This window comes from Massilia eburnea, from assembly GCF_009720745.1.
Taxonomy (GTDB): Bacteria; Pseudomonadota; Gammaproteobacteria; order Burkholderiales; family Burkholderiaceae_D; genus Rugamonas; species Rugamonas eburnea.
This window is the reverse complement of sequence record NZ_WNKX01000009.1, coordinates 20,592-43,638: the sequence shown is the minus strand read 5'-3', so window position 1 is coordinate 43,638 and position 23,047 is coordinate 20,592. Positions and strand designations below refer to the sequence as shown.

The 23,047-nt window shown below is 60.8% G+C and carries 25 protein-coding genes and 1 tRNA gene; 14 read left to right on the top strand and 12 right to left on the bottom strand.

The window, feature by feature from the left end; genetic code table 11:
- Positions 1-9: 9 nt before the first annotated feature.
- The 5 genes from GM658_RS13585 to recQ all read left to right on the top strand — a co-directional run bounded on the left by GM658_RS13585 (position 10) and on the right by recQ (position 4,530).
- Positions 10-267 (top strand): YkgJ family cysteine cluster protein, encoded by a 258-nt coding sequence (locus GM658_RS13585; protein WP_155454586.1) that lies wholly within the window; start codon positions 10-12, stop codon positions 265-267.
- A 14-nt stretch (positions 268-281) separates the two neighbouring features.
- Positions 282-542, top strand: coding sequence for a YkgJ family cysteine cluster protein (locus GM658_RS13580; RefSeq protein WP_155454585.1), 261 nt, complete (start codon positions 282-284; stop codon positions 540-542).
- A 53-nt stretch (positions 543-595) separates the two neighbouring features.
- Positions 596-1,738 carry an MFS transporter gene (locus GM658_RS13575; protein ID WP_155454584.1) on the top strand — a complete coding sequence of 381 codons (1,143 nt, stop codon included), beginning with the start codon at positions 596-598 and terminating at the stop codon, positions 1,736-1,738.
- 134 nt (positions 1,739-1,872) lie between these two features.
- The gene (locus GM658_RS13570; RefSeq protein ID WP_155454583.1) at positions 1,873-2,706 is read left to right on the top strand and encodes an undecaprenyl-diphosphate phosphatase; all 834 of its coding nucleotides are present in this window, start codon (positions 1,873-1,875) and stop codon (positions 2,704-2,706) included.
- 6 nt (positions 2,707-2,712) lie between these two features.
- Positions 2,713-4,530 (top strand): DNA helicase RecQ, encoded by a 1,818-nt coding sequence (gene recQ, locus GM658_RS13565; RefSeq protein WP_155454752.1) that lies wholly within the window; start codon positions 2,713-2,715, stop codon positions 4,528-4,530.
- Here recQ and GM658_RS13560 read toward each other — a convergent pair.
- Both GM658_RS13560 and GM658_RS13555 read right to left on the bottom strand, forming a co-directional pair.
- The gene (locus GM658_RS13560; RefSeq protein WP_155454751.1) at positions 4,508-5,389 is read right to left on the bottom strand and encodes an AraC family transcriptional regulator; all 882 of its coding nucleotides are present in this window, start codon (positions 5,387-5,389) and stop codon (positions 4,508-4,510) included. The genes recQ and GM658_RS13560 overlap by 23 nt on opposite strands.
- A gap of 124 nt (positions 5,390-5,513) precedes the next feature.
- Complete coding sequence (locus GM658_RS13555) at positions 5,514-7,331, bottom strand: SEL1-like repeat protein (protein ID WP_155454582.1); 1,818 nt, start codon at positions 7,329-7,331, stop codon at positions 5,514-5,516.
- Between the two features lie 103 nt (positions 7,332-7,434).
- Here GM658_RS13555 and GM658_RS13550 point away from each other — a divergent pair, with 103 nt between their 5' ends.
- The 3 genes from GM658_RS13550 to GM658_RS13545 all read left to right on the top strand — a co-directional run bounded on the left by GM658_RS13550 (position 7,435) and on the right by GM658_RS13545 (position 9,515).
- Positions 7,435-8,004 (top strand): PEP-CTERM sorting domain-containing protein, encoded by a 570-nt coding sequence (locus GM658_RS13550; protein WP_155454581.1) that lies wholly within the window; start codon positions 7,435-7,437, stop codon positions 8,002-8,004.
- A gap of 68 nt (positions 8,005-8,072) precedes the next feature.
- On the top strand, positions 8,073-8,564 hold the full coding sequence (locus GM658_RS28875; protein WP_211841862.1) for a hypothetical protein: 492 nt from the start codon (positions 8,073-8,075) through the stop codon (positions 8,562-8,564).
- 54 nt (positions 8,565-8,618) lie between these two features.
- Entirely contained in the window at positions 8,619-9,515 is an 897-nt protein-coding gene (locus GM658_RS13545) for a DMT family transporter (protein ID WP_155454580.1), read from the top strand.
- A 1-nt stretch (position 9,516) separates the two neighbouring features.
- Here the strand turns inward: GM658_RS13545 and trmB are convergent, their stop codons facing one another.
- A complete protein-coding gene (gene trmB / locus GM658_RS13540) occupies positions 9,517-10,197 on the bottom strand; it encodes a tRNA (guanosine(46)-N7)-methyltransferase TrmB (protein WP_155454750.1) in 681 nt (226 codons plus the stop codon).
- Positions 10,198-10,324: 127 nt separating this feature from the next.
- Here trmB and GM658_RS13535 point away from each other — a divergent pair, with 127 nt between their 5' ends.
- The 3 genes from GM658_RS13535 (at position 10,325) to GM658_RS13525 (ending at position 11,957) form a co-directional block, all read left to right on the top strand.
- Entirely contained in the window at positions 10,325-10,828 is a 504-nt protein-coding gene (locus GM658_RS13535) for a hypothetical protein (protein WP_155454579.1), read from the top strand.
- A gap of 103 nt (positions 10,829-10,931) precedes the next feature.
- Entirely contained in the window at positions 10,932-11,657 is a 726-nt protein-coding gene (locus tag GM658_RS13530) for a hypothetical protein (protein WP_155454578.1), read from the top strand.
- A gap of 66 nt (positions 11,658-11,723) precedes the next feature.
- Entirely contained in the window at positions 11,724-11,957 is a 234-nt protein-coding gene (locus tag GM658_RS13525) for a hypothetical protein (protein WP_155454577.1), read from the top strand.
- Between the two features lie 14 nt (positions 11,958-11,971).
- On the opposite strand, the gene GM658_RS13520 is transcribed toward GM658_RS13525, so the two are convergent.
- Positions 11,972-12,661, bottom strand: a complete 690-nt coding sequence (locus GM658_RS13520) for a DUF4197 domain-containing protein (protein ID WP_155454576.1) — start codon at positions 12,659-12,661, stop codon at positions 11,972-11,974.
- A 61-nt stretch (positions 12,662-12,722) separates the two neighbouring features.
- A tRNA-Gly gene (locus GM658_RS13515) sits at positions 12,723-12,796 on the bottom strand.
- Between the two features lie 124 nt (positions 12,797-12,920).
- Here GM658_RS13515 and GM658_RS13510 point away from each other — a divergent pair.
- On the top strand, positions 12,921-14,513 hold the full coding sequence (locus tag GM658_RS13510; protein ID WP_155454575.1) for a serine hydrolase domain-containing protein: 1,593 nt from the start codon (positions 12,921-12,923) through the stop codon (positions 14,511-14,513).
- 58 nt (positions 14,514-14,571) lie between these two features.
- Here the strand turns inward: GM658_RS13510 and GM658_RS13505 are convergent, their stop codons facing one another.
- The 3 genes from GM658_RS13505 to GM658_RS13495 form a co-directional block, all read right to left on the bottom strand.
- On the bottom strand, positions 14,572-16,101 hold the full coding sequence (locus GM658_RS13505) for a family 43 glycosylhydrolase (RefSeq protein WP_155454574.1): 1,530 nt from the start codon (positions 16,099-16,101) through the stop codon (positions 14,572-14,574).
- 107 nt (positions 16,102-16,208) lie between these two features.
- A complete protein-coding gene (locus tag GM658_RS13500) occupies positions 16,209-16,601 on the bottom strand; it encodes a YidB family protein (protein ID WP_155454573.1) in 393 nt (130 codons plus the stop codon).
- 62 nt (positions 16,602-16,663) lie between these two features.
- Complete coding sequence (locus GM658_RS13495; RefSeq protein WP_155454572.1) at positions 16,664-17,563, bottom strand: LysR family transcriptional regulator; 900 nt, start codon at positions 17,561-17,563, stop codon at positions 16,664-16,666.
- A gap of 101 nt (positions 17,564-17,664) precedes the next feature.
- Between GM658_RS13495 and GM658_RS13490 the strand changes: the two genes are divergently transcribed.
- Both GM658_RS13490 and GM658_RS13485 read left to right on the top strand, forming a co-directional pair.
- Complete coding sequence (locus GM658_RS13490) at positions 17,665-18,099, top strand: carboxymuconolactone decarboxylase family protein (RefSeq protein WP_155454571.1); 435 nt, start codon at positions 17,665-17,667, stop codon at positions 18,097-18,099.
- Positions 18,100-18,220: 121 nt separating this feature from the next.
- Complete coding sequence (locus tag GM658_RS13485) at positions 18,221-19,807, top strand: methyl-accepting chemotaxis protein (RefSeq protein ID WP_155454570.1); 1,587 nt, start codon at positions 18,221-18,223, stop codon at positions 19,805-19,807.
- Positions 19,808-20,343: 536 nt separating this feature from the next.
- On the opposite strand, the gene GM658_RS13480 is transcribed toward GM658_RS13485, so the two are convergent.
- The 4 genes from GM658_RS13480 to GM658_RS13465 form a co-directional block, all read right to left on the bottom strand.
- Positions 20,344-20,994, bottom strand: coding sequence for a hypothetical protein (locus tag GM658_RS13480; RefSeq protein ID WP_155454569.1), 651 nt, complete (start codon positions 20,992-20,994; stop codon positions 20,344-20,346).
- Between the two features lie 129 nt (positions 20,995-21,123).
- Positions 21,124-21,516 (bottom strand): hypothetical protein, encoded by a 393-nt coding sequence (locus GM658_RS13475; RefSeq protein ID WP_155454568.1) that lies wholly within the window; start codon positions 21,514-21,516, stop codon positions 21,124-21,126.
- Positions 21,517-21,631: 115 nt separating this feature from the next.
- Positions 21,632-22,231, bottom strand: coding sequence for a hypothetical protein (locus tag GM658_RS13470; protein WP_155454567.1), 600 nt, complete (start codon positions 22,229-22,231; stop codon positions 21,632-21,634).
- 268 nt (positions 22,232-22,499) lie between these two features.
- Entirely contained in the window at positions 22,500-23,009 is a 510-nt protein-coding gene (locus tag GM658_RS13465; RefSeq protein ID WP_155454566.1) for a hypothetical protein, read from the bottom strand.
- Positions 23,010-23,047 lie beyond the last annotated feature (38 nt).

The following is a 23,047-nucleotide window of genomic DNA, read 5'->3' as shown; positions in this document are numbered from 1 at the left end:
AGCACGGCTTTGAACCGCGCCCCGATCCCGTGCCGCCCACAATGCGGCGCCTGCTGCACGGCGCCCGCGATTTCCAGCGCCATCCCCGGCATGCCCGAGGGGAAACCGGCTGGCGTCCCCTGCATTCAGCTTGACGAACAGCGGCGCTGCAAGCTGTATGGCTCGCCGGATCGGCCGCAAGTCTGCATGGATTTTGCCCCCGACGAGTCGGTGTGCGGCGAGTCGCGTGAGCAGGCCATGCGCTGGCTGGGTTGGCCAAAAGGGTAAAATACCGCCCCATCATGAGTTTCCAATGCCGCCCCGCCTGCGGCGCCTGCTGTACGGCGCCCTCCATCACCTCCCCTATTCCCGGTATGCCGAACGGTAAGCCGGCGGGCGTGCGCTGCGTGCAGCTGGGCGACGACAATCGCTGCATGATCTTCGGCCGCCCCGATCGGCCCGCCTTTTGCGCCGGACTGCAGCCTTCCGCAGAAATGTGCGGCGAGACGCGCGAACAGGCGATGCACTGGCTGACAACGCTGGAACTGGCCACCGCGCCCTGAAGCGCCCTCCGGTCGGCGGCGCGGGGAGCGGATCCCGGCTAGAATGTTCAGCCATGAATCAAATCATCGACCATCGCCACCGTCTTTCCACCCGTTTAGCTTTCCTGACCGCGGGCCTGGCCATGTCCGCCTGGGCGCCGCTGGTGCCTTATGCAAAGGAACGGCTGGAGCTGGGCGAGGGACCGCTGGGCCTGCTTTTGCTGTGCCTCGGCCTGGGCTCTCTCGCGGCGATGCCGGTGACGGGCGCGCTGGCGGCGCGTTTCGGCTGCCGCAAAGTGATCCTGTGGTCGGCTCTGGTGGTCTGCCTGGCCCTGCCCGGGCTGGCGCTGGCGCCCACGCCGCCGATGCTGGGCGTGATCCTGTTTATATTCGGCGCTGCCATCGGCACCATGGACGTGGCGATGAACGTACAGGCCGTGATGGTGGAAAAAGCCAGCGGGGGCGCCTTGATGTCCGGCTTCCACGGCATGTTCAGCCTGGGCGGCTTTGCCGGGGCCGGCAGCATGGCCTTGCTGCTTTGGCTGGGCAGCGGGCCGCTGGGCGCATGCCTCGGCATTATTGCCCTGGTGGGCCTGCTGCTGTGGCGCGCCGCCCCCGACCTGCTGCATGAACCGGAAGCGCGCGAGGGCGGCACCCCAGCCTTCGCCATGCCGCACGGCGCCGTGATCTTCATCGGCGCGCTGTGCTTCATCGTCTTCCTGGCTGAAGGCGCCATGCTGGACTGGAGCGCCGTCTTCCTGACCGCCGAGCGCGGCCTGGAGGAAGGGCGCGCCGGCCTTGGCTATGCTGCGTTTGCCGTCGCCATGACCGCCGGCCGCCTGACTGGGGACCGTGTGGTGGCCCGCTTCGGCGGACGGCGCGTGCTGCTGGCCGGCGGATTGTGCGCGGCAGCCGGCTTTTTCACCGCCGTCGGCGCGCCAACTGCGGGCGCGGCACTGGCCGGCTTCGTGCTGGTGGGACTGGGCGCCTCGAATATCGTACCCATCCTGTTTACCGCCGCCGGCAACCAGCGCGCCATGCCGGCCAGCCTGGCGATTGCCGCCATCACCACCATTGGCTACGCCGGCATCCTGGCCGGACCGGCCCTGATCGGGCTGGTCGCCCACCTGTCCAGCCTTGAATGGGCCTTTGCCGCCCTTGGCGGGGCATTGTTGCTGGTAGCCGCCAGCAGCCGCCTGGTACGGGTCCACTCCTGACGCAGCGCAAACCGGGCCCCTTGCAATGGGGCTAACCTCGGAATTAGTGCATTCGCCAGGGACGCTCATGGTAAGCTTCGTGCCCGCGCGGCATCGCGCCCGCCTCCCCTACCGACACTCTTAACAAGATCACAATGGATATCATTCTCGCACTGAAGGCTCTGATCATGGGTCTGGTCGAAGGTTTCACTGAATTCCTTCCGATTTCGTCTACCGGCCACCTGGTACTGGCGGGCAGCTTGTTGGGTTTCACCGGCGAAAAGGCCAAGGTATTTGAAATCGCCATCCAGGGCGGTGCGATGATTGCCGTGATCTGGGAGTACCACAAGAAGATTTGCGAAGTGCTGTTCGGCATGTTCCGCGATGAACGGGCGCGCCGCCTGGCCATCAACGTGACCGTGGCCTTCATTCCTGCCGCCCTGCTGGGCGTGCTGTTCATCAAGAAGATCAAGGCGGTGCTGTTTGCGCCGGTGCCGGTGGCGCTGTCCTTCATCATCGGCGGCCTGATCATCCTGTGGGTGGAGCGCAGCGTCAAGAACAATCCGGCCGCCGTGCGCGTGAATTCGGTGGACGATATGAGCACCATGGATGCCCTGAAAATCGGCATCGCTCAAGTCTTCTCACTGATTCCCGGCACCAGCCGTTCCGGCGCCACCATCGTCGGCGGCATGCTGATCGGCCTGTCGCGCAAGGTCGCCACCGAATTCACTTTCTACCTGGCGATCCCGACCCTGCTGGCGGCCACCTTCTACTCGCTGTGGAAAGAACGCGCGCTGCTGTCGGCGGCCGACGTGCCGCTGTTCGGCATCGGCTCCGTAGTGGCTTTTGTGTCGGCCTTCGCCTGCATCCGCTGGCTGCTGCGCTACATCAGCACCCATACCTTCAATATCTTCGCCTGGTACCGCATCGCGTTCGGCCTGGTGATCCTGGCCACCGCCTACACCGGCATGGTGCAGTGGGTTGACTAAATAATGATGGAAACTGACACCAGCGCGCGCGCCCTGCACCTGCTCCAGACCGTATTCGGCTACCCAGCCTTCCGCGGCCAGCAGGGGCAGATTGTCGAGCATGTCGGCAATGGCGGCGATGCCCTGGTGTTGATGCCCACCGGCGGCGGCAAGTCGCTGTGCTACCAGATCCCGGCCATGATCCGGGACGGCGTGGGCGTGGTGGTATCGCCGCTGATCGCGCTGATGCAGGACCAGGTCGATGCGCTGGCCGAAGTGGGCGTGCGCGCCGCCTTCCTCAATTCCACGCAATCGTATGAAGAAGCGGCGCGCATCGAGCGTCTGGTGCGCACCAACCAGATCGACCTGCTGTACGTGGCGCCGGAACGCCTGCTGACGCAGCGCTGCTTCGACCTGCTGCAGGATTCGCAGATCGCATTGTTCGCCATCGACGAGGCGCACTGCGTGTCGCAGTGGGGCCACGACTTCCGTCCCGAGTACATCAAACTTTCGGTGCTGCACGAGCAGTTTCCGAACGTGCCGCGCATTGCGCTGACTGCGACCGCCGACCAGCTCACGCGCGACGAGATCATCCACCGCCTTGCGCTGAACGATGCCGCGCAGTTCGTCTCGTCATTCGACCGGCCGAACATCCGTTACCAGATCGTCGAAAAAACCAACGGCCGCAAGCAGTTGCTGGACTTTATCACTACCGAACATGCCGGCGATTGCGGCATCGTGTACTGCCTGTCGCGCAAGAAGGTGGAGGAGACGGCGGAATTCCTGAATGAGCATGGCGTGCGCGCCATGGCCTACCACGCCGGCATGGAACATGCGAAGCGCGCCGACAACCAGGCTCGCTTCCTGCGTGAAGAGAACATTGTCATGGTAGCCACCATCGCCTTCGGCATGGGTATCGACAAGCCGGACGTGCGCTTCGTCTGCCACCTGGACCTGCCGAAATCGATCGAAGGCTACTACCAGGAGACCGGCCGCGCCGGCCGCGACGGCATGCCTGCCAGCGCCTGGATGTCCTACGGCCTGCAGGACGTGGTGCTGCAGCGGCGCATGATCGACGAGTCGGAGGCGGACGAGAACTTCAAGCGTGTGCTGTCGACCAAGCTCGATTCCATGCTGGGCCTGTGCGAGACCTTGAGCTGCCGCCGCGTGCGTCTGCTGGAATACTTCGGCGAGCCCGCGACCCCTTGCGGCAATTGCGATACCTGCCTGATTCCTCCGGTGTCGTTCGACGGCACGGTGCCGGTGCAAAAGCTGCTGTCGGCGATTTACCGCTGCGACCAGCGCTTCGCCGCCGGCCACGTGATCGACGTGCTGCGCGGGGCGGAATCGGAGCGCATCCTCACCTGGCACCATGACAAGCTCTCCGTATTCGGCATCGGCGCCGACCGCAGCGAACAGGAATGGCGCGCCATCCTGCGCCAGGTCATCGCCCTGGGCCTGGTGACGGTCGACCACGAACAATTCAGTTCCCTCAAGCTCACCGACGCGGCCCGTCCTGTGCTGAAGGGCGGCCAGAAAGTGCAGCTGCGCCAGTACCAGAAACCGGTCAAGCAGAAACGCAGCAGCTCCGCGCCGAAAGGCTACGAAGAGAGCAGCCTGGATGGCGACGAACAGCGCATCTTCGACCGCCTGCGCTCCTGGCGCATGGGTGCTGCGCGCGAACACGGCGTGCCGGCGTATGTGATTTTCAACGACGCCACCTTGCGCGAGATCGCCAAGGTGCGGCCTTCCACGCTGGGCGAGATGCGCGGCATCTCCGGCGTGGGCGAGAAGAAACTGGTCTCTTACGGCGACGAAATCGTCAGCCTGATCGCGAGCCTGTAGACATCAGCTCCCGGTAACGCCCTGGCGGGGCGCCCGTCGCCTCACGGAAGCGGTGGCTGAAGTGGCTCAGGTCAGCGTAACCGCAGGCTTGCGCCACTTGCTGCAGCGGCAGGCTCCCCGCCCGCAACAGTTCTCGTGCGCGCTCGATGCGGCGCGCCGCAATCCATGCCGAGGGCGGCATGCCGAAACTGACGCGGAACATGCGCGCCAGGTGGAACTCCGACATGCTGGCCAGTTGCGCCAACGTGCCAAGGGTGATGCTTTGGCCGAGGTGGGATTCAATGTACTCATGCAGCCTGCGGCGCACCAGCGGCGCCAGGCCGCCACGCAAGCGTTGACCAGGCTTGCTCATCGACTGGGACCGCAGCAGCTCGCTCAAGGCTCCATGTGTGATCTCGTTGGCACGCAGAAGGTGGTCGGCGTCGTCCCAGGGCTGCTGCAGCAAGGCGCCGCACAGACGCACCAGCTTTTCGTTTTCAAAATACGTGCGGTCCTGCAGCGTGAGTTCGCGCGGCTCGCGATCCAGCTCCGCCACGGCGCGCTGCGTGAAATGCTCGGGCATGAAATAGATGTGCAGCATGCGCAGCTGGCCGCGCACGACCCATTCAGAGTCATGCCAGTCCGGCAGCGAGCAAAGCCGCTGCGGCGCGCCGTATTGCCCCGGCAGCCCTTCCCGCTCAACGCTGTAGCCGCCGCCGATATAGCACGACAAGGTGTGGTGGCCGGGCTGGTGGTAGCCGGTCAGCGCCTCTTCCGTGTCACGGTGCCAGACTGCCGCCGCGAGGCCATCGCCCAGCCAGGCAAAACGCTCCAGCGTCGCATCCGTGCCGGACATGGTGCGGAATACCGCATGCGACATCGCGTCGCGCGGTGCGGCTTGCTCGAGTTGTCCAGTCAGGGGCTTCACGCCGAAAAGTCTAGCATGCGTCCTGCGCCTGTGCCGGCCGCACCTTAGAATTGCGCAAGATCAGACAAGCCGGGGTTCAGCTCGAGGCGCGGATCAATTCGAGCATGTCCTTCGCTTCGCTGAAGCCCTGCGCCGCTGCCTTCTCAAGCCAATAGCGTGCCTTGGCCACGTCGCGCGGGACGACTTTACCAAACCAGTAGGAGCCGCCCGCAAGGTACTGCGCGCGGTCATGGCCAAGTTCCGCGGCTTTGATGTAGTAGTCGAATGCCAGCCGCTCATCCTTGCGCAGGATCTTGCCGGCGTCATGGTGTTGCCCCAGCAGGCATAAGGCCTCGGCGTTATTTTGGGCGGCGGCCTTGCGGAACCATACGATGGCCTGTTGCTCGTCCTTGCGGACGCCCTCGCCCAGCATATAGCTGTTCCCAAGGGTCACCTGGCAATCGGCGTTGCCCAACTCGGCGCCGCGGCGGAAAAGCTCGACCGCTTGCTTCGTATCCTGTTCGACGCCACGGCCTTCGTACTTGATCCATGCAAGGCCATACATGCAGCGCGTATCGCCTTGCTCAACGCCCTTTTCATACCACGCCGCGGCAATCCGGTCGTTGCGCGGGGTACCGATGCCGTCTTCGTAAAGTTCCGCCATCAGTTGTATCGCCTTCAGGTCGCCCTGCACCGCGGCAGCCTGGTAGAGGCTCAGTGCTTTTCGCAAATCCTGCGGCACATGTTCACCGGAACGGTAGATATGCCCAAGCAGGCGCTGGGCGTCCGCATATCCTGCGTTGGCGGCTTTCTCGGACCACTTGAAAGCCAGCTTCACATCGCGCCCAGGGGCAGGACGATAATAATAGGCCTCCGCTACGCGGCATTGTGCCGCGACGTGACCTTGCAGGGCGGCCTGATGGTACCAGTTGAAGGCTTTGGCATTATCCCGGCCGATGTATTTGCCGTGGAAGTAATGATCGCCCAGGGCCAGTTGCGCTGGCGCCTGTCCACCCTGCGCTGACTGCTGGAGCAGCGAGATGCCTTCTGCGGTGCTGTTGGCATTGCCTTCGTCCTTGAGCAACTCCAGCGCGAGCTTGTATTGCGCATTCGAATGGCCTTGGGCTGCGGCCTTGCGCCACCAGGCGATGGCCTTAGTGACATCGCCCGCCTCGTAAACCGTGCAGCCGCAATCGAATTGCGCTTCGCTCTCGCCGGTTTCGGCGGCGCGCAGAATTGCCTGCTCCCGCGACTCGGGTTCTTCCCAATTGCGCTGGCCCGTCGCCACGATTTCAACCGTGCAGCCGCATTTTTCCAGCGCCGATCTGTATTTCTCCGCGTCCGGCATGAGGACGTCCTTTTTCACCACCATGCCTGGACGATCGAGGACCAGGCCCGCCTCTTTTTCGGTCCGCTGGAACAGCTTGGCGAGCGCGTGGGCGACGACGGCCTTGCCGAATCCGGGCTGCATTCCGGTGATCTTGACGTCGTGGATCGGGGCCGATACCTGCCGCGTGCGCTGCTCGTAATTCCTGGGCGGCGTCGGCGCAGTTGGGACAGGATCGTCGAATGCCAGCTTGCTGCCGTCAGGCAGGTAGGCGTTGCCGTTTTGCGAATCGTAAAGAACCAGGCCGACCTTCCGCGCAGTCTCGACCGCGCTTGAATAGATGTCCTTCAGGCGCGACGTCACGATCAGGAAGCTGTACACCGCGTCGGTCGTATCGCCGTCGAATGGCATCTCGGTCCATTCGTCGTCATCGCTGTCGCAGGGATGCAGTTCCAGCATGCGGCGCGCGTAATCGGCGAACTTGGGATTCCGCCCCACTTCATCGGCGTGAATTCGCTGATGAATTTCGTCGGCTTCCCGAGCGGTTTTCGGTATTGGATGCTCCCAGAGGTGAACCACGTAGCTCATTTTCTTTCTCGAACTTGAAATTGCCTTGCGGAATTGTAATCCGGAAATTTGGCTTTTTTACTAAGATTCAAGAAAAAGTCTTGTTTGCCTGAATGGAGATCGTATGAAGAAATTCGCTTGCCTCGCAGCTTTTGCGCTCTGCTTCTCTGCCGCTCAAGCCAACCCGCTGACGCTGGATCTGACCAGCGGCGCCTGGGCCAACCTGCATAATTCGGCAGTGTTCGACACTTACACCGAGTCCGGATTCCGCCTGCGCACGGTGCGCGCCGGCGACCACTTCGACCCAGGCTATCTGAGCGACATCGGGATCCATAACGGCTTCCAGAACGGCGATAACGTGAGCTGGGTGCTCGACTTTTTCGGCGCCAGTTTCAGCCTGCTGAACTTCGATATCGCCGCCTACGACGCGGGCGCGACCTCGATCACGCTGACCGGCTCCAACGGCGCTACGCAAACCCTGTCCGGGCTGGGTAACATGGCCATTAACGGAATGGGCGACGTGACCTCGGTTGTATTCAACATCGACCAGGACGGCGGCACGCAAGGCGTCGGCTTCGCGGCGATCAGCGTCGACGCCACGCCAGCGCAGCAAGTGCCCCTGCCAGGATCATTGGCCCTGCTCGGCCTTGGTCTGGGCGCGCTGGGCATCTCGCGCCGCCGCCGCACGAAATAGCAGCGCTGGTCACAGTCTGCCCGACAGATAAGGTAGAGTGGCCGCAAGCAAACCACTCTACCCTTTCAATGCGAGTCTTCATTCAATCGGCAACGCTTACGCTAACGCTGTTATCGACTACCGTCTTTGCTGCTGACAGCCTGAAGTCATTGCCAACCATGTCCAGGCAACAGGCTGCCACTCTGGCTGCCGCCTTGGCAAGCGGCTCAATTGGGCAAGCGCAATTGTCGTCGCTGCCGAACGTAAGGGGCAAGGACATCACACTCCTGAAAGCCTTCACTGGATTTCATCCGATCTCGCCGAATAGTGAGGAAGACTATTTCGCCTTTAGCGCAAAGGTAGGTCGAGAGTTTTTCTCTTTCCGTTTCACGGTTACACCCAAGTTGAACCAAAATGCAGAAACTCCCGACCTGAGCACGATCCTGGGAAGTACCACAGTCACGCAATACGCTGTGTCGTCTGTAGACCTCAATCGTCGGCAAGAAATCCATTACGTTGCCTGCTACTCCCGAGATTCTTTTTCGTTCTGCCGCCCACGCCCCGCCCAATCAGGCGAATAAAGCCGCAAGTTCAGACAACTGCCAGTGTGCGGCGCGCGGCACACTGGCAGCACTATGAATATTGCCCTCTACCTCACCACGGTGCTCATCTGGGGTACCACCTGGATCGCGATCAAATTCCAGCTTGGCGCAGTGCCAGCGCCGGTGTCGATCGCTTATCGTTTCTGGATCGCCGCGCTGGTCCTCATGCTGATCCTGTTCGTGCGCCGGCAGAAGATGCTGCCGCCGCGTTCTGCCTGGCGCTATCTGCTGGCGCAAGGACTCGCGCTGTTCTGCTGTAATTTCCTGTGCTTCTACTACGCCACCATGTCGGTACCGAGCGGGCTGGTGGCGGTGGTGTTTTCCACCGCGCCGATCTGGAACGCAATCAATGGCCGCATCTTCATGCAGCGCCAGATCCGGCCGCAGGTGCTTGGTGGGGCGGTGCTGGGGCTGGCGGGCATTGCACTGCTCTTCCTGCCTTCGATGCGGGGACACTGGAACGACAGCGGCATGCTGTCCGGCCTCGGCCTGGCGCTGCTTGGCACACTGTGCTTCTCGACCGGCAACCTGCTTTCGAGCCGCATGCAGGCGCTGGGCATGCAGCCGTGGCTGACCAATGCCTGGGCCATGCTGTGCGGCGCGACCATCCTGACGCTTGGCGCGCTGGCCCTGGGCATGCCGTTCAACTTCGACCCAAGCCCGCGCTATGTGGGCGCGTTGCTCTACCTGGCCGTGCCTGGGTCGGTCGTGGCCTTTACGGCTTACCTGCTGCTGGTGGGGCGGATCGGGCCGGACCGCGCGGCATACTGCACCGTGCTGTTCCCAGTGGTGGCGCTGACGGTGTCTACCGTCTTTGAGGGCTACCAGTGGAGCAGCATGGCGCTGGCCGGACTGCTGCTGGTGATCGGGGGGAATCTGCTGGCGTTCATGCCGGCACGGGCCAAGGCCCGGGCGCCGGCGGCTGCCTAGATTACTTTTTGGTGAAGACCAGGTCCCATACGCCGTGGCCCAGTTTCAGGCCGCGGTTTTCAAACTTGGTCAGCGGGCGATATGCAGGCTGCGGTGCGTAGCCGTCGGCGGTATTCTGCAGGGCCGATTCAGCGCTCAGCACTTCCAGCATCTGCACCGCGTAATCCTCCCAGTCGGTGGCCAGGTGGATGTAGCCGCCCGGGGCAATGTGCTCGCACAGGGTCTTCACGAACGGCGCCTGGATCAGGCGGCGCTTGTTGTGGCGCGCCTTGTGCCATGGGTCAGGGAAGTAGATGTGCACGCCCGCCAGCGACGCGGCCGGGATCATGTCGCGCAGGACCTCCACTGCGTCATGCTGGATCACGCGCAGGTTGGTGATGCCTTCTTCACCGATCATCTTGAGCAGGCTGCCCACGCCCGGGGTGTGCACTTCCACGCCGATGAAGTCTTTCTCCGGCATGACCTTGGCGATGTGCGCCGTGGTGCCGCCCATGCCAAAGCCTATTTCCAGGACCACAGGCGCCTTGCGGCCGAAAGTCTTCTCGTAATCCAGGGCTTCCTTCTTGTAGTCGACCAGGAATTGCGGGCCGAACTCCTTCAACCCACGTTCCTGGCCGGTAGACAGGCGGCCAGCACGCGTAACGAAGCTGCGGATGCGGTGTTCGGTCGGGTCGTAGAGCATTTTGCCCTTTGGCGTGGATTCGGAAGACATGGCTAAACGTGCAAGGAAAAGGGGCGATTATACCATTCCGGTTTTTGCGCCCGGCCTGCGATAATAGCGGGTCTTGTCCCTTAGGAAGCCCACTTTCATGGCCCTCGCATTGAATATCCTGATCATCGTCCTGGCGCTGGTAACGCTGTATTTCCTGCTCAAGGGCGGGCCGAAGGCCGACCCGGCGCCAACGGGCAAACCGGTCGGCGGCTCCTACACCCCGCTGCCGCAGGGCGAGCCGGTGCACCACTGGACCGATGAAGGCCGCTTCCAGCTGGAAGTGCTGGGCGAATCGCGCTATTCCGAGGCGATCCGCGCACTGGCCGGCGACCATGGCGATGCCGCTGCCGACGCCCGCCATAAAGCCCTGCTGCTGGCCGACGACAACAACCCTTATGAAGACAAGGCCGTCGCCGTCTTCCTCAACAACGAGATGGTGGGCTACCTGGCGCCGAAAGATGCGCTGGCTTTCCGCACCATGCTGGCACGCCAGGAAATCGAAGGCCAGCTCACCTCCACCGACGCTGTGATTCGTGGCGGTCAGCTGTTCGAAGGCAAACGCCTGTCCTACGCCGTGCTACTCGACGTTAACGTTGCGTAAATAGCACTGAGTAACTTACCAGACCCCGCGCACGATTGAACGCGGGGCGCAGTTGTGACATCATCGGCGACTTGTTGTTTTGATAATCAATAAGGGAATCGTGATGAAGACCAAGTACGCTTTGCTGTTACCTGCCCTGCTGCTCGCCGCCTGCGCCAAGAAAGCGCCAGCGCCAGTAACCGCCGCGGAAGCCGCGCCCGCACCAGCCGCCGCAGCGGCTACCGCACCTGCACCAGCACCTGCTCCGGCGGCACCAGCTCCCGCCGCAGCCGCCGCCAGCAACGGTCCGCTGCAAACGCCGCAGGTGAATACGGAAAACCTGAGCGACGAGCAGAAGGAAATGGCCAAGCGCCAGGCCAAGCTCGATTACTCCAACATGGAGGACGGCTACATCAACGACGCCAACGGCCAATGGGCCAAGACTGCAAGCGCCACCTCGGAATACGGCGGCAGCACCTACGAGCCGGCCAATGCCACCGGCAAGGTCGACGGCAAATCCTACGCCACCAAGGGCAGCGACGTCGGTTTCGACTCGCTGGAAGTGACCTTCGAGAAGCCGGTTAACGCCACCCAGTTGCGCGTGGCGATCAGCGACGGCTATGGCCTGGAAGGCATCACCAAGCTGGAACTGCAGGATACCGATGGCAAGTGGAACACCGTCTGGAGCGGCGTGAACATGGTGAAAGCCGACAAGCGCGGCGCCCGCACCTGGCTTGTGCAGCCGATTGAAAAGACCGCCTATAAGGCCAAGGCTGCGCGCATCACCAAGTCCAATAACATCACGACGGACCGCCTGTACATTGATGCGGTCCAGCTGATAGGTTCCTGAAAGTAACTAGCGCCCTGCCTTGCCCGGCAGGCGTATCATGATGGTTGTAGCTAGCAGGGGGCAATCATGGAACGCGAACGGGCAAAGGCGGGCGATGCGGTGCGGCCACTTGGCTGGCGCCATAAAATGCTGGTGATCCGCACCACCCCGGGCCGCAGTGGCCTGGGTGATGATGACGATGTTGTGTGCCGCTGGCACGACAGCGATGGCGAGCACCAGCAAACCTTCAAGGCCGGCCAGCTGGAGGTACTGAATTCCGCCGCGCAGGCACGCAACCCGCGCAGGCGCACCTTGATTTAATTCGCCGCCGAGCTCTATTTCAGCAGGCCGAAGACTTTGGCAATCGCCTTGCTGCCGTACGAAACCGGGTTCTCGCGGATCTTCTTCTCTTCTTCACCGATCATCAGGTACAGGCCATCCAGCGCGCGCTGGGTGACATAGCCTTCGACCGTCGCCTGGTCTTCAGTGGCCAGGCCGTATTTGGTGGCCTGCGCCATGGCCGTGTTGAATTTGCCGGACAGCCTGGATTTGTCCGTCACGCCTTTCACAATCGGCTTGAACTTCACGGACAGCTCGGATGCGGTTTTCGCCTTGAAGAAATCGGTGACCGACGTATCGCCGCCCGTCAGGATGGCCTTGGCGTCGCTCAGCGTCATCGATTTGACGGCATTCACCAGCAAAGGCTTCGCCAGCGGTACGGCTTGCTCGGCGGCGTGGTTCATCGCGGTTTCGAGTTCATCCAGCTGCTCGCCGTGGCCGGTCATTTCCAGCAGCGGACGGGCCTTCTGCAGAATGTTCGGCAGCTTGATGCGCACCGCATCGTTATTCAGGAAACCGCCGTCGACGCCGAGTTTGCCCACCGCGGCTACGGAGCCAGCTTCCAGCGCCGCTTTCAGGCCGCCGCCAGCTTCCTTGTCGGTCAGGGCGTCCAGCGGGCCCGCTTGTACGCTGGCGGCGAGCGCCAGGCCGGCCAGCAGGATGGATAGGTGATTCTTGATGCTCATGGCGCAGCTCCTTGGTTACAAAGTAGCTACCCTACCATAGGAAAGTACGCCGAAGAAGGAGTGGAGCGGGTGATGGGAATCGAACCCACGTCTAAAGCTTGGGAAGCTGCCGTTCTACCATTGAACTACACCCGCACGCCTCGCATTCTATGCGCGTTTGCCAGCTGTTGACAACTCTTCAGCGGATTCATGCGCGCCTCGCCTCATTCTGGGAGAATACAAATCCCGCATTGCTGCGAACACAAAAGACCTGGAGAACATGATCAAGCTAGCCGTAGCACTTTTATTCGGGCTGCAAGCCCCGTTGTATGCTGCGACGCAAAGTGCGGCACTTCCCCAGCTGACCGACAAGATATTCAATACTTGGGCAGGCCCAGACACCCCGGGCTGCGCAGTGGCAATCGGGCAGGCAGGAAAGCCTGTAGTGGTGCGGGCATATGGCCAGGCTGACCTGGAACACCACGTACCAAACACGCCGGAGACGGTATTCGAAGCCGGCTCCGTTTCCAAGCAATTTACCGCGGCGGCGATCCTGCTGCTGGCGCAGGACGGCAAGCTGTCGCTATCGGACGACGTGCGCAAATATCTGCCGGAGTTGCCTGATTACGGCCAGCGCATCACCATTGACCACTTGCTGACGCACACCAGCGGCTTGCGCGACTGGGGCGCTCTCGTTCAGATGAGCGGCTGGCCACGCGGCACCCGGGCGGTCACGATGGATCAGGCGTTGGCGCTGACGGCACGCCAACGCTCGCTTAATTTCCAGCCTGGTACTCGCTACTCATACACCAATACCGGCTATGTCCTGGCGGCGCTGGTAGTTCAACGCGTCAGTGGAAAAACCCTGGCGGAATTTACCCGCGAGCGCATGTTTGCGCCGCTTGGCATGACGCATACGCAGTGGCGCGACAATTTCAGGCGCGTCGTGCCCGACCGCGCGATAGCCTACAGTCGTGCCGATGCCGGCTATGAGCAAGATATGCCATTTGAAGATGTGATCGGCCATGGCGGCATACTCACCACGGTCAGCGATCTGATGATCTGGAATGAGGCCTTGACCAGCAAACGCCTTGGCGCTTTCGTCGCGCAGCACTTTGAGCAGATACCTGCGCTGCCCGCCGGCCAGGTGAGCGTGTACGGCCACGGCCTGTCGGTGACGAATTTTCAGGGCGCCGTGCAAGTGGCACATGACGGCTCCACTGCGGGCTATCGCACCTGGCTTGGCCGCTATCCGGAGCAGGGCTTGTCGATCGCCTTGCTGTGCAACGCGGGCGATGTGAACCCCGGCACGCTGGCGCACGCCATCGCGCAAGAGCTGCTGCCCCCATCAGCCAATGGCGCGCAGGAACAGTCGGTCCCGCCAGTTTCAGCCTCCTTGGCCGGCACTTTTTATAACACGCTGACTGGCGTCAAGGTTCCCCTCGCCTATCGCGACGGCGGCCTCACGCTACCGAATGGAACCCTCCTGCGCGCGCTTGGCGGCAGGGCCTTTGCAGTGAAATCCGGGACATTTACGTTTGCGGACAACGACAGCTTCATCGCGCGCGGGCCTGGCGGTGATACGGTGCGTTACCGGCGCGTAGGCGACGCAAGCGCACCGAAGGCTTATGCGGGCCTCTACAGGAACGACGAAGTGATGACGACCTACCAGGTCATTCCCGATGGGGCCAACCTGGACTTCCGCATTGCCTACCGTCCCGACTTCGTATTCCATCTCGCGCCGCTCGGCCCGGATACCTTTGGCGGCGACGACATCGTGGTCCGCTTCAAACGTGATGCCAAAGGGGGCGTCACAGGCGCGAGCTTGGCGAGGGAGCGCCTATTCGATCTGCAGTTCCAAAAGCTCGACTGAGCACAACCAGGAAATTCATCCGGCGGGGCGCGCCCCGCCCTCCCTGCACCGCTCGGCCTTATTTAACGAAAGGCCATCCGTCGGCGGTGAATCCGAGCGTATTGATGCCCAAGGTAGCACGGCCGCCGTTGTTGCCGTCGTAATAGTGGTAGACAAAGGTCGGCGTATTGTTGTTGCCGGCGTCGGTAAACACACTGCCGCCGCCAGGGCCGATGATGTTGCCGTGGGTGCTGAGCAGAATGGTGCCGCCGCCTGCCGTCAGCGCTACCCCGGCGCGGTCAACATATGGCCCGGTCACGCTGCTGGAGCGGCCAACGATGGTACGGTATGTGCTGGTCGAGCCTTTGCAGCACTCGTTGATTGGTGCGAAATAGTAGTAATAGCCGTTGTAGTAGTAGATGAACGGTCCTTCTTCGCCCGCCGACGGCGTGCCGCGTTTGGCAACGGTGTACACCGGTGCATTGGTCTTGATCAGGCCATTGGCGGGATCAAGCTGCACCAGGTGCGTGCCGTCAGTCCACGAGCCCCACGCCATCCACCAGTTGCCGCTGGCGTCCTGGAACGGCGCCGGGTCGATCGCATTGTCAGTCGTAGCCCAGAAGCCTGGCGGCGGCGAGGTGGTGCTGCTGTTCCAGGATTTGGTGACGAAGCCTTTGTCGGTCCAAGGACCTGCCGGCGAGCTGCTGGTGGCGACGCCAATTACCGCTTCCGCTCCGCTGCTTGGCAGGTACGGGATCGAGTAGTACTGGTAGTAGGTGCCGTTCACCAGCATCAGGCTTGGCGCCCAGACGTCGGTATTGGCGCCGTTGTTCCATCCCTTCGGCGTCTGCAGTCCGCTCCAGGAGCTGAAGTCCGGGCCGATCGGCGGGCAGTTTGGAGCGTAGCCGCCCATCTGGCCTGTGGTGCAGCTTGTGTAGTTGGCGAAATTGACGCCATCGGTCGACGTAGCCAGCGTCTGGTGCGAACCATACAGCCAATACTTTCCGCCGCTGTCGCGCAGCATATAAGGATCGTGCACAAAGATGCCGTTCCCCGTGATGGCGCGCGGCGCAGGATACGGGCTTGTCCCGGTATTCACCAGTTGCCACTCCTGGCAGTTGCAGCCGGTCGAACCCCACTGGTCGATGGTCGCGGTATTTGACACGCTGGCCATATACACGTCCAGGTATTTGCCGCTGTTGACGTTCTGGATCAGGAAATTGCCGCTTGCCGCCTGGGTGACGATCCACAGATGGTCCGACGTGCCGTTGTCCGACCATTGGACGATTTGCGCGCCGTCGGCAGTGGAGGCATTGGTCACGCCCAGCACCTGGTGCGTCAGCATGTTCTCTATGTTATAGCGCCCATTCCCCATCGGCATGAAGTGCCACAGGTGATCGGTGGTTCCGTTGTCGGCCCACTGGATTACCTTGGCGCCCGCGGCCTGGCTGGCGCCATCGATACCCAGCACCAGGCCGCTATTAACGTTCTTGATCTTGTACTGCACGCTTGTATTGATCGTGATCGGCGTGGCGGCGTGCGCGGAGAAAACCATACCGACAAGCATGGCGAAACATGCGGCGATGCCGCGTAAGGCAGTTCTATACATTGAAAGGTCTCCCTGTGATTTTTTGACTGCCTTACCATGCTAGTCACAGGGTTGGGAATCGACCAATCGTATCTTTTGCGACCTCAATATTGGTTTCAGTATCGCCTTCAGGAACGGCCGAACAAGCCGCCCAGCATGCCGCCAAGGCCGCCGCCATCCTGCGGGATGGTGCCGTCCGGCGTGAGCTTGTCGACCACCTGCGGCAGCAGCTGCGCCAGATGGCCGGCGACTTCCTGCGGATTGAGGCCTAGCTGGCTGGCGATCTGCTGCAGGTGCTCGTTGCCCAGCACCGATTGCAACTGGTCCGGACTGATTGGCTGGTTCTGGCCGGTGCCGACCCAGGTCGCGATCACGCCGCTCATGCCGCCCTGCTGGAATTTTGTCACCAAGCCTTGCAGGCCGCCGATGCGTGGATCGTTCAGCATCGTGGTCACTGCTTCCAGCATCCCTTCCGGGTGATTACCGCCCGAGAATTGGCTCAGCACATCGAGAATACCCATGGCACACCTCCTCAAATAAACGGACCGAACGCCAACAGTAACACAACGGACTCAGCAATTACTCAGCGCCATAGCGGGTCGTTGGCGAACAAGGCGGTGGCCCAGTCGGTGAAGGCGCGCACGCGGGCCGACAGCCGCCGCGCATAAGGGTAGACAAGGCTGATCGGCATGCTGCCCAGCTGCCAGTCGGGCAGGACTTCCACCAGGGCGCCGCTGCGCAAATGCGGCGCGGCTTCGGCGCGCGGGATGTTGAGGATGCCCAGGCCCGCCACGCCGGAAGCGATGTAGGCAGCCGCACTGTTGAAGCGCATCGCCGCCTGCTGTTCGATGATGTAGCGCTGCTCGCCGCGCAGCAGGGTCTGAATATGCTGGCGGCCTGTCGCGGCGAAGACAAAGCCAAGGTAGCGATGCGCGGGCAAGTCCTCCACCGTTGCGAGCTTCGGCGCTGCCGCCAGGTAGCCCGGTGCGGCGCACAGGCAGAAGCGCATATTGCCCACCAGCCGCGCGACCAGGTCCTGGTCCGCCACCGGGCCGCCGCGCAGGGCGCAATCGATGCCCTCCTGCACGATGTCGACCACGCGTTCGCCGCAGCCGATATCGAGCTGCACGTCGGGGAAGCGCGCCGCGAAATCGGGCAGCGCGGGAATGATGAGGGAGGTGCCGACCGGCGACGGCATTTCGACCCGCACCCGGCCGCGCAAATGGTGGCGCGAAGACTCCAGTTCATCCAGGTCGTCCAGCAAGGTGCGGGCGCCTTCATAGTAGGCCGCGCCATCGGCGGTGGGCGAGACCCGGCGCGTGGTCCGGTGCAGCAGCTTCATGCCCAAGTGGGCTTCCAGGCCCTGGATCTGCCCGGAGATGGTGGTCTTGGGCACGCCCAGCGCTTCCGCCGCGCCGACGAAACTCCCTATTTCGACGATGCGGCAAAAGGCGCGCATTGCCTCCAAACGGTCAAAAGCCATGATTAGCCGACTTTCCGTATATTCAAAACGCAAAAGACCAGTTTATCCGCAATCTCGCCCGGACTAAAGTGGATTCATCACAACTCACGGAGGAATCCACCATGCAACGCATCGACTACTTCAAAGCCGCCCCTAACGCCATGAAGGCCATGATGGGCCTGGAACGCGCCGCAGCCGAATCGGTACTGCCGCTCAAGCTGCGCGAACTGGTCAAGATCCGCGCCTCGCAGATCAATGGCTGCGCCTATTGCATCGACATGCATAGCAAGGATGCCATCAAACACGGCGAAGATGTGCGCCGCCTGCTGGCCCTGTCGGCCTGGCGCGAAACGCCCTTCTTCGACGAACGTGAACGTGCCGCCCTGCTGTGGACCGAGACCCTGACCGAGCTGTCGAAGAACGGCGCACCGGACGAGGCTTACAGCGCAGTCGCCGCCCAGTTCAGCGAACAGGAACTGTCGGAGCTGACCTTCGTGATCGGTGCCATCAATGCCTGGAACCGCTTTGGCGTGGGCTTTGCGATGGAACTGCCATAAATTAATCCGGCGACAATAGTTTTGGCGGAAATACCACGAAAAGGCCACGCTTCCGAGCGTGGCCTGCTCGCTATCTGCTAGTATGTTCAGCGATATTTCCTAACTGAAACTAAGTGTCAACATGCGCAGCACAATCACCGCAGCCGAACGTGAAATCCTCCTGGAAGACGGCAAACCCATCGTCATCACCACGGACCTGCAGGGCCGCCTGACCTACGCCAATTCAACCTTCATCGCGGTCAGCGGTTATGCCGACGAAGACCTCGCCGGCCGCCAGCAAAAATCGCTCTACCATCCGGACATGCCGCGCGACGTCGACGAAGACATGCTGCGCACCACCATGTCAGGCGAACCATGGCGCGGCCTGGTCAAATACCGCTGCCAGGACGGCGGCCATTTCTGGTGCATCGCCAACGTCACGCCGGTGATTGAAAAAGACCGCACCACCGGCTTCATGTCGGTCTGCACCAAGCCTAAGCGCGAACAGATCCAGGATGCGGAAGCCTTGTACCGTACCGTACGCGGCCCGAATCCGGACGGCGTGCGCATCGCACGCGGCAGCGCTGCCCCGCGCGGCTGGAAGAAATTCTCCAAGGCGCTGCGCGACATCTCCCTGACGCAGCGCATGACGATCTGCTTCGGCAGCATGGCGCTGCTGTCGCTGTCGATGGCGCTGCACGCTGTGCTGCCATACTCCAGCACCGCCCTGCACGTGCAGGCGTTCTTGCTGGCTGCAGCGGCCCTGTACGGCTGGTACAACCTGCACCACGCTGTCGTGGCGCCGATCCAAGCCTGCATCAAGGCCACCCGCATCCTGGCAGGCGGCGACCTGACCACACGCATGGCGGTGGATCGCCACGATGAACTGGGCAAGCTGCAAGCCTTCGTGCGCCAGCTGAACCTGAACCTGGCCTCCATCCTCGGCGACATCCGCGGCAACTTCGCGCTGACCCGCAGCACCACGACACAGGTGCGTACCGCCAACGCCGACCTGGCTGCCCGCACCGAAGCGCAAGCAGCCAATCTGGAACAGACATCGGCGCATATGGGCCTGATCACCGGCACCGTGAGCCAGACCGCCGACAACGTCAACACCGCCAACGGTGTGGCGAACGAAGCGACTGCGCTGGCCGGACGTACCGGCGTGGCGGTGGCACAGGTGGTGACGGCGATGGACGAGATCCGCCAGTCTTCGCACAAGATCGTCGACATCATCGGCCTGATCGACGGTATCGCTTTCCAGACCAATATCCTGGCATTGAATGCTGCGGTCGAAGCGGCGCGCGCCGGCGAAAGCGGCCGCGGTTTCGCCGTAGTGGCCAGCGAGGTGCGCAACCTGGCGCAACGCAGCGCGGCGGCGGCCAAGGATATCAAGGCGCTGATCGATGCATCGGCACACAAGATTGAAGGCGGCGCCAGCGTGGCAACTGCGGCCGGCAGTGATATGGATGCGGTGATTGCGGCTATTGGCCGCGTGGCGTCCATCATGGGCGACATTCGCGGCGCGACGCGCGAACAAAGCGACGGTGTGAATCAGGTGAAGGACGCCATCGTTCAGCTGGATGAAGTGACGCGCCAGAACAGCCAGATGGTGGAGGAAGCTTCCACCGCCACCGGCGTGCTGGATGTGCAGGCGCAGGCCGTGGCCAAAGCGCTGGAAGTGTTCAAGCTGCCGCCACAAAGCAGCGGCAAGGCGAAGCGCGCCTGAGCTGTACTGGAATTAAGCTGGCCTTTGGCTTCGTGCCATCGGCCGCTCCGCACCTCGTCGTGGACTTCCGCGCGAGCGCTAAACTTGATTTCTCAGCTTTGCAACTGAATGAAAATCAAGCGTCCAAAGACTGCTGCGCCCCATATCATGAATGGAATAAGCATTGCCTAAAACGTCAATGCCCAGCTACCTATCTTTCGCTCAAAATATGGGCGAAATGCCCTTTTACTCGCCCTGAAGAAAAACGGCAGCGCTCCCACCCAAAAGAAGGCCATGGGATGACCTAGTTCGTCAGCGAGCAAACCTCCCCACAAAAAGAAGACCGGGAACAGCCAAGCCAAGACAAAACTTCTCCAGAAGGCTTTGCCCGCTCGCCACAAAGTATATGTCGGCACTTGCTGTACGTAATCTGGACTCATTTCATATTTCAGGCGTCATCTATTGGCCGAAACCCTGTCGTACGTAGGCTTTTTAAGCAATTTAGGAAGCATGCTCTTCCTCGGGTCTATCCTTGTCAATTTCGACTTTCTACCAGTCTATGCTTGCGCGGTAAGCAGACGTTTCCTGATATGTTTGCTGACAATCTTAGGGACTTCATGCCAAGGGCTATCAAGGGACTTGGACGCGGCAAATTCAGCGCTGCTTTCGTCACCGATAGCGCGCAGTGCAAGTAGCGCCGTCGCACGTTGTGCCTCGCTCCCGGAACAGGCATAGAGAGCGCATAAAAATGCGCGAAGCTCGATCGCCTGGTGCGGGGCGGCTTCGACGATTGGCTTGAAGCTAAGCATTTGATTCACCGCGCCCGCGATCCGATACGAGGTGTCAACGTCGCAGCACGGGTTGCTCACGTTTTCCTTGAATGCCAGTAGCAAGGCATCAAACGATTCCTTCTTCTTAATCTCTTCAAGTAAGCCGATAACGAAATTGGCCAGTTTCGGCTCACCGGCAAGATGAATCAAGCCGTTGAAGCCGTCGCGACAATAGGTGGAAACGACTTTCGCCCAAGTCGCCAGAGGGACTTGACGATCTCCAGTGTCAAGCGCACTCGCAAAGGGCCATTGCATCTCTGCGCTCAACGCATCAAGAGCCATTGCTAACGCGTCGTTCGGATGGATCGCGTCCTTTAGAAGGTGCTCGACTTCAAGTGTTCCGTCCCTAGCACGCCTCTTGATCGATTCGATGCTCATAAAATTTCAATTGGCGTTCTTCTGATGGATAGATTCAATTCTGGCAGCCCCCTTCACTGAATCTCTTGACGCTCAAAAGATACTTGCCCGTCAACGACACGCCAAGGCGAGACAAAACCTTACGGTATTTCATTTCTTCTTGCGTTCCCAACTCTGCAAGCGTGTAACGCGCTCAATGGAACCTGAAAACATACCGAAATGTCCCCGGTCCTTGGCATTGAAGATCCCTTCAACCAATACGTATCCTTTGCTGAGCTTTCTCGATGCACGAAGCTGCTGATCATCCAGTGAAATCCAAACGGCATTGGACAATATAGACTTGTCAAAGTCTTCGCGATGTAAGTACAGCGCGTTGCCTTCAAACTCCAGGTTCAAAAAGGCTATAAGCCTGATTGGCTTACCATCGTACTGTTGTGGGTTTGAAATGAGTTGCACCATTGAGACGTCGCTGAGTTCGCTCGATTTAGCACTTGTGCAAAGGCAAAAAAGTCCCACAATGAGCACCCGCATGAATTTTCGCATTTCCTGTTCCAGGCAATTAAGAGATAAAAGGTTTGTTGAGCGAGGGCGCCCGCTCATGGCAGATACCGACTGCATTCGTAATACCAAAGCCGCGCCGCAGCGAATCTCGTTCGGCCTAGCCGTGCGCCCGCCAGGGAAGTCCGGCCCCCACACTAAATCCTAGTGATAGGAGAATGTGCGTGAAAAGCGAATATCCGAGCAAGGTGAGAAAGTCGGATAGCCAATTGCCAGAGATCTGCAGAACGGTTACGCCCAGCAGGACTGAGAAGGCGACAGAGATGAACAGACTCGCAAGCAGCACCCAGCCGACCTGACCTCGGCCAGACCTGGCCAATCGGAAAATCACCGGAACGCCAATTGCGGCGATTCCCAAGCCCGCCAAAAACGTGCTCAAGATTAGATTTGACATGAACTCCCTCACGATTGCCTCCCTATAGTGCTCTGGCGGCACCTGCCAAATGCTGCGTGCATCTTCAGGCGATACGTAAGCACTAAATGCCGACAAGACCACGCAGACCACAAATGCTGATCCATAACCGATCAACAAACGAAGCGGTGAAATTGGCGCCGGACTATCGTTTGCTCGGTAGATTGCGATTGACAGACAAAACACGACCATCAACCAGACGATGATTGCGAGCGGAGTCGCCATAAGTCCAACTAAAAGATCGCTCTCCATATTTCCCCCGAAGTTTTCTGTGTAGAGAGTTGGCATTACAGCAGAATCAAATATTGAAATGAGTGTTACTGCTCATGCCCGCATGCCGCCGCGACTGGTGTTATGAAAAGCAAGTTCTACTGTTTAGAGCCTGCTGCCGCTTGCCATGTACGATCTCGGGATCATGAATGTAGTAGTACAGTTCTCGCTTTCCAGCGTCACCACTAAGAGCGAATCCCCAGCTGCAATTTCAACGTTTGACACAGTTTCGAACTTCATTCAAGTAGCTCCACGATGATGGGTCCGCTAGTGGCCGATTATGCACTCATTCTCCGTAAACCTCAGACCAAGCCAAACGCTTTTCCAGCCATTCTTCCAGTTCAGATGTGTCAAGACCCGAAAGCATGGCGCCCAGCTTCAACTCGCCTTTTGCGAGTGCTAGCACGCTGAGAATGGCTTGAGTGGTGGCGCTGTCGGTGCTCAACCCAAGATCCGCCAAGGCTAAGGCATACGCTCGCGCCAACGCATTTTCGTAATCTGCCTTTAACCATATCGGCAATTCAGGATTGTTTCTGCGATGACGTTCAACTTCGATTGTCGCCACAAACCCGTAAAAATTCCAATCCCTCACGCTTGCCGCGGCCGCATAGCTAACTATCTGCGGAATTGCCGCGTATGACGCGACGCCAACGTCGCCTTGATGATGGAGCTCATTCCAAAGTTCATCCCATACGTCTTGACCGTCTTTCATTGACCGCAGGGCTATCGAAGCGTCATATGGGATTCGATAACCGCCATGAAGCTCCTTCCACTTTTTATCGTCGAGGCCCAGCACTTATTTATCCATCCTTTTTTTTTGAAGGCAGGTTTAAG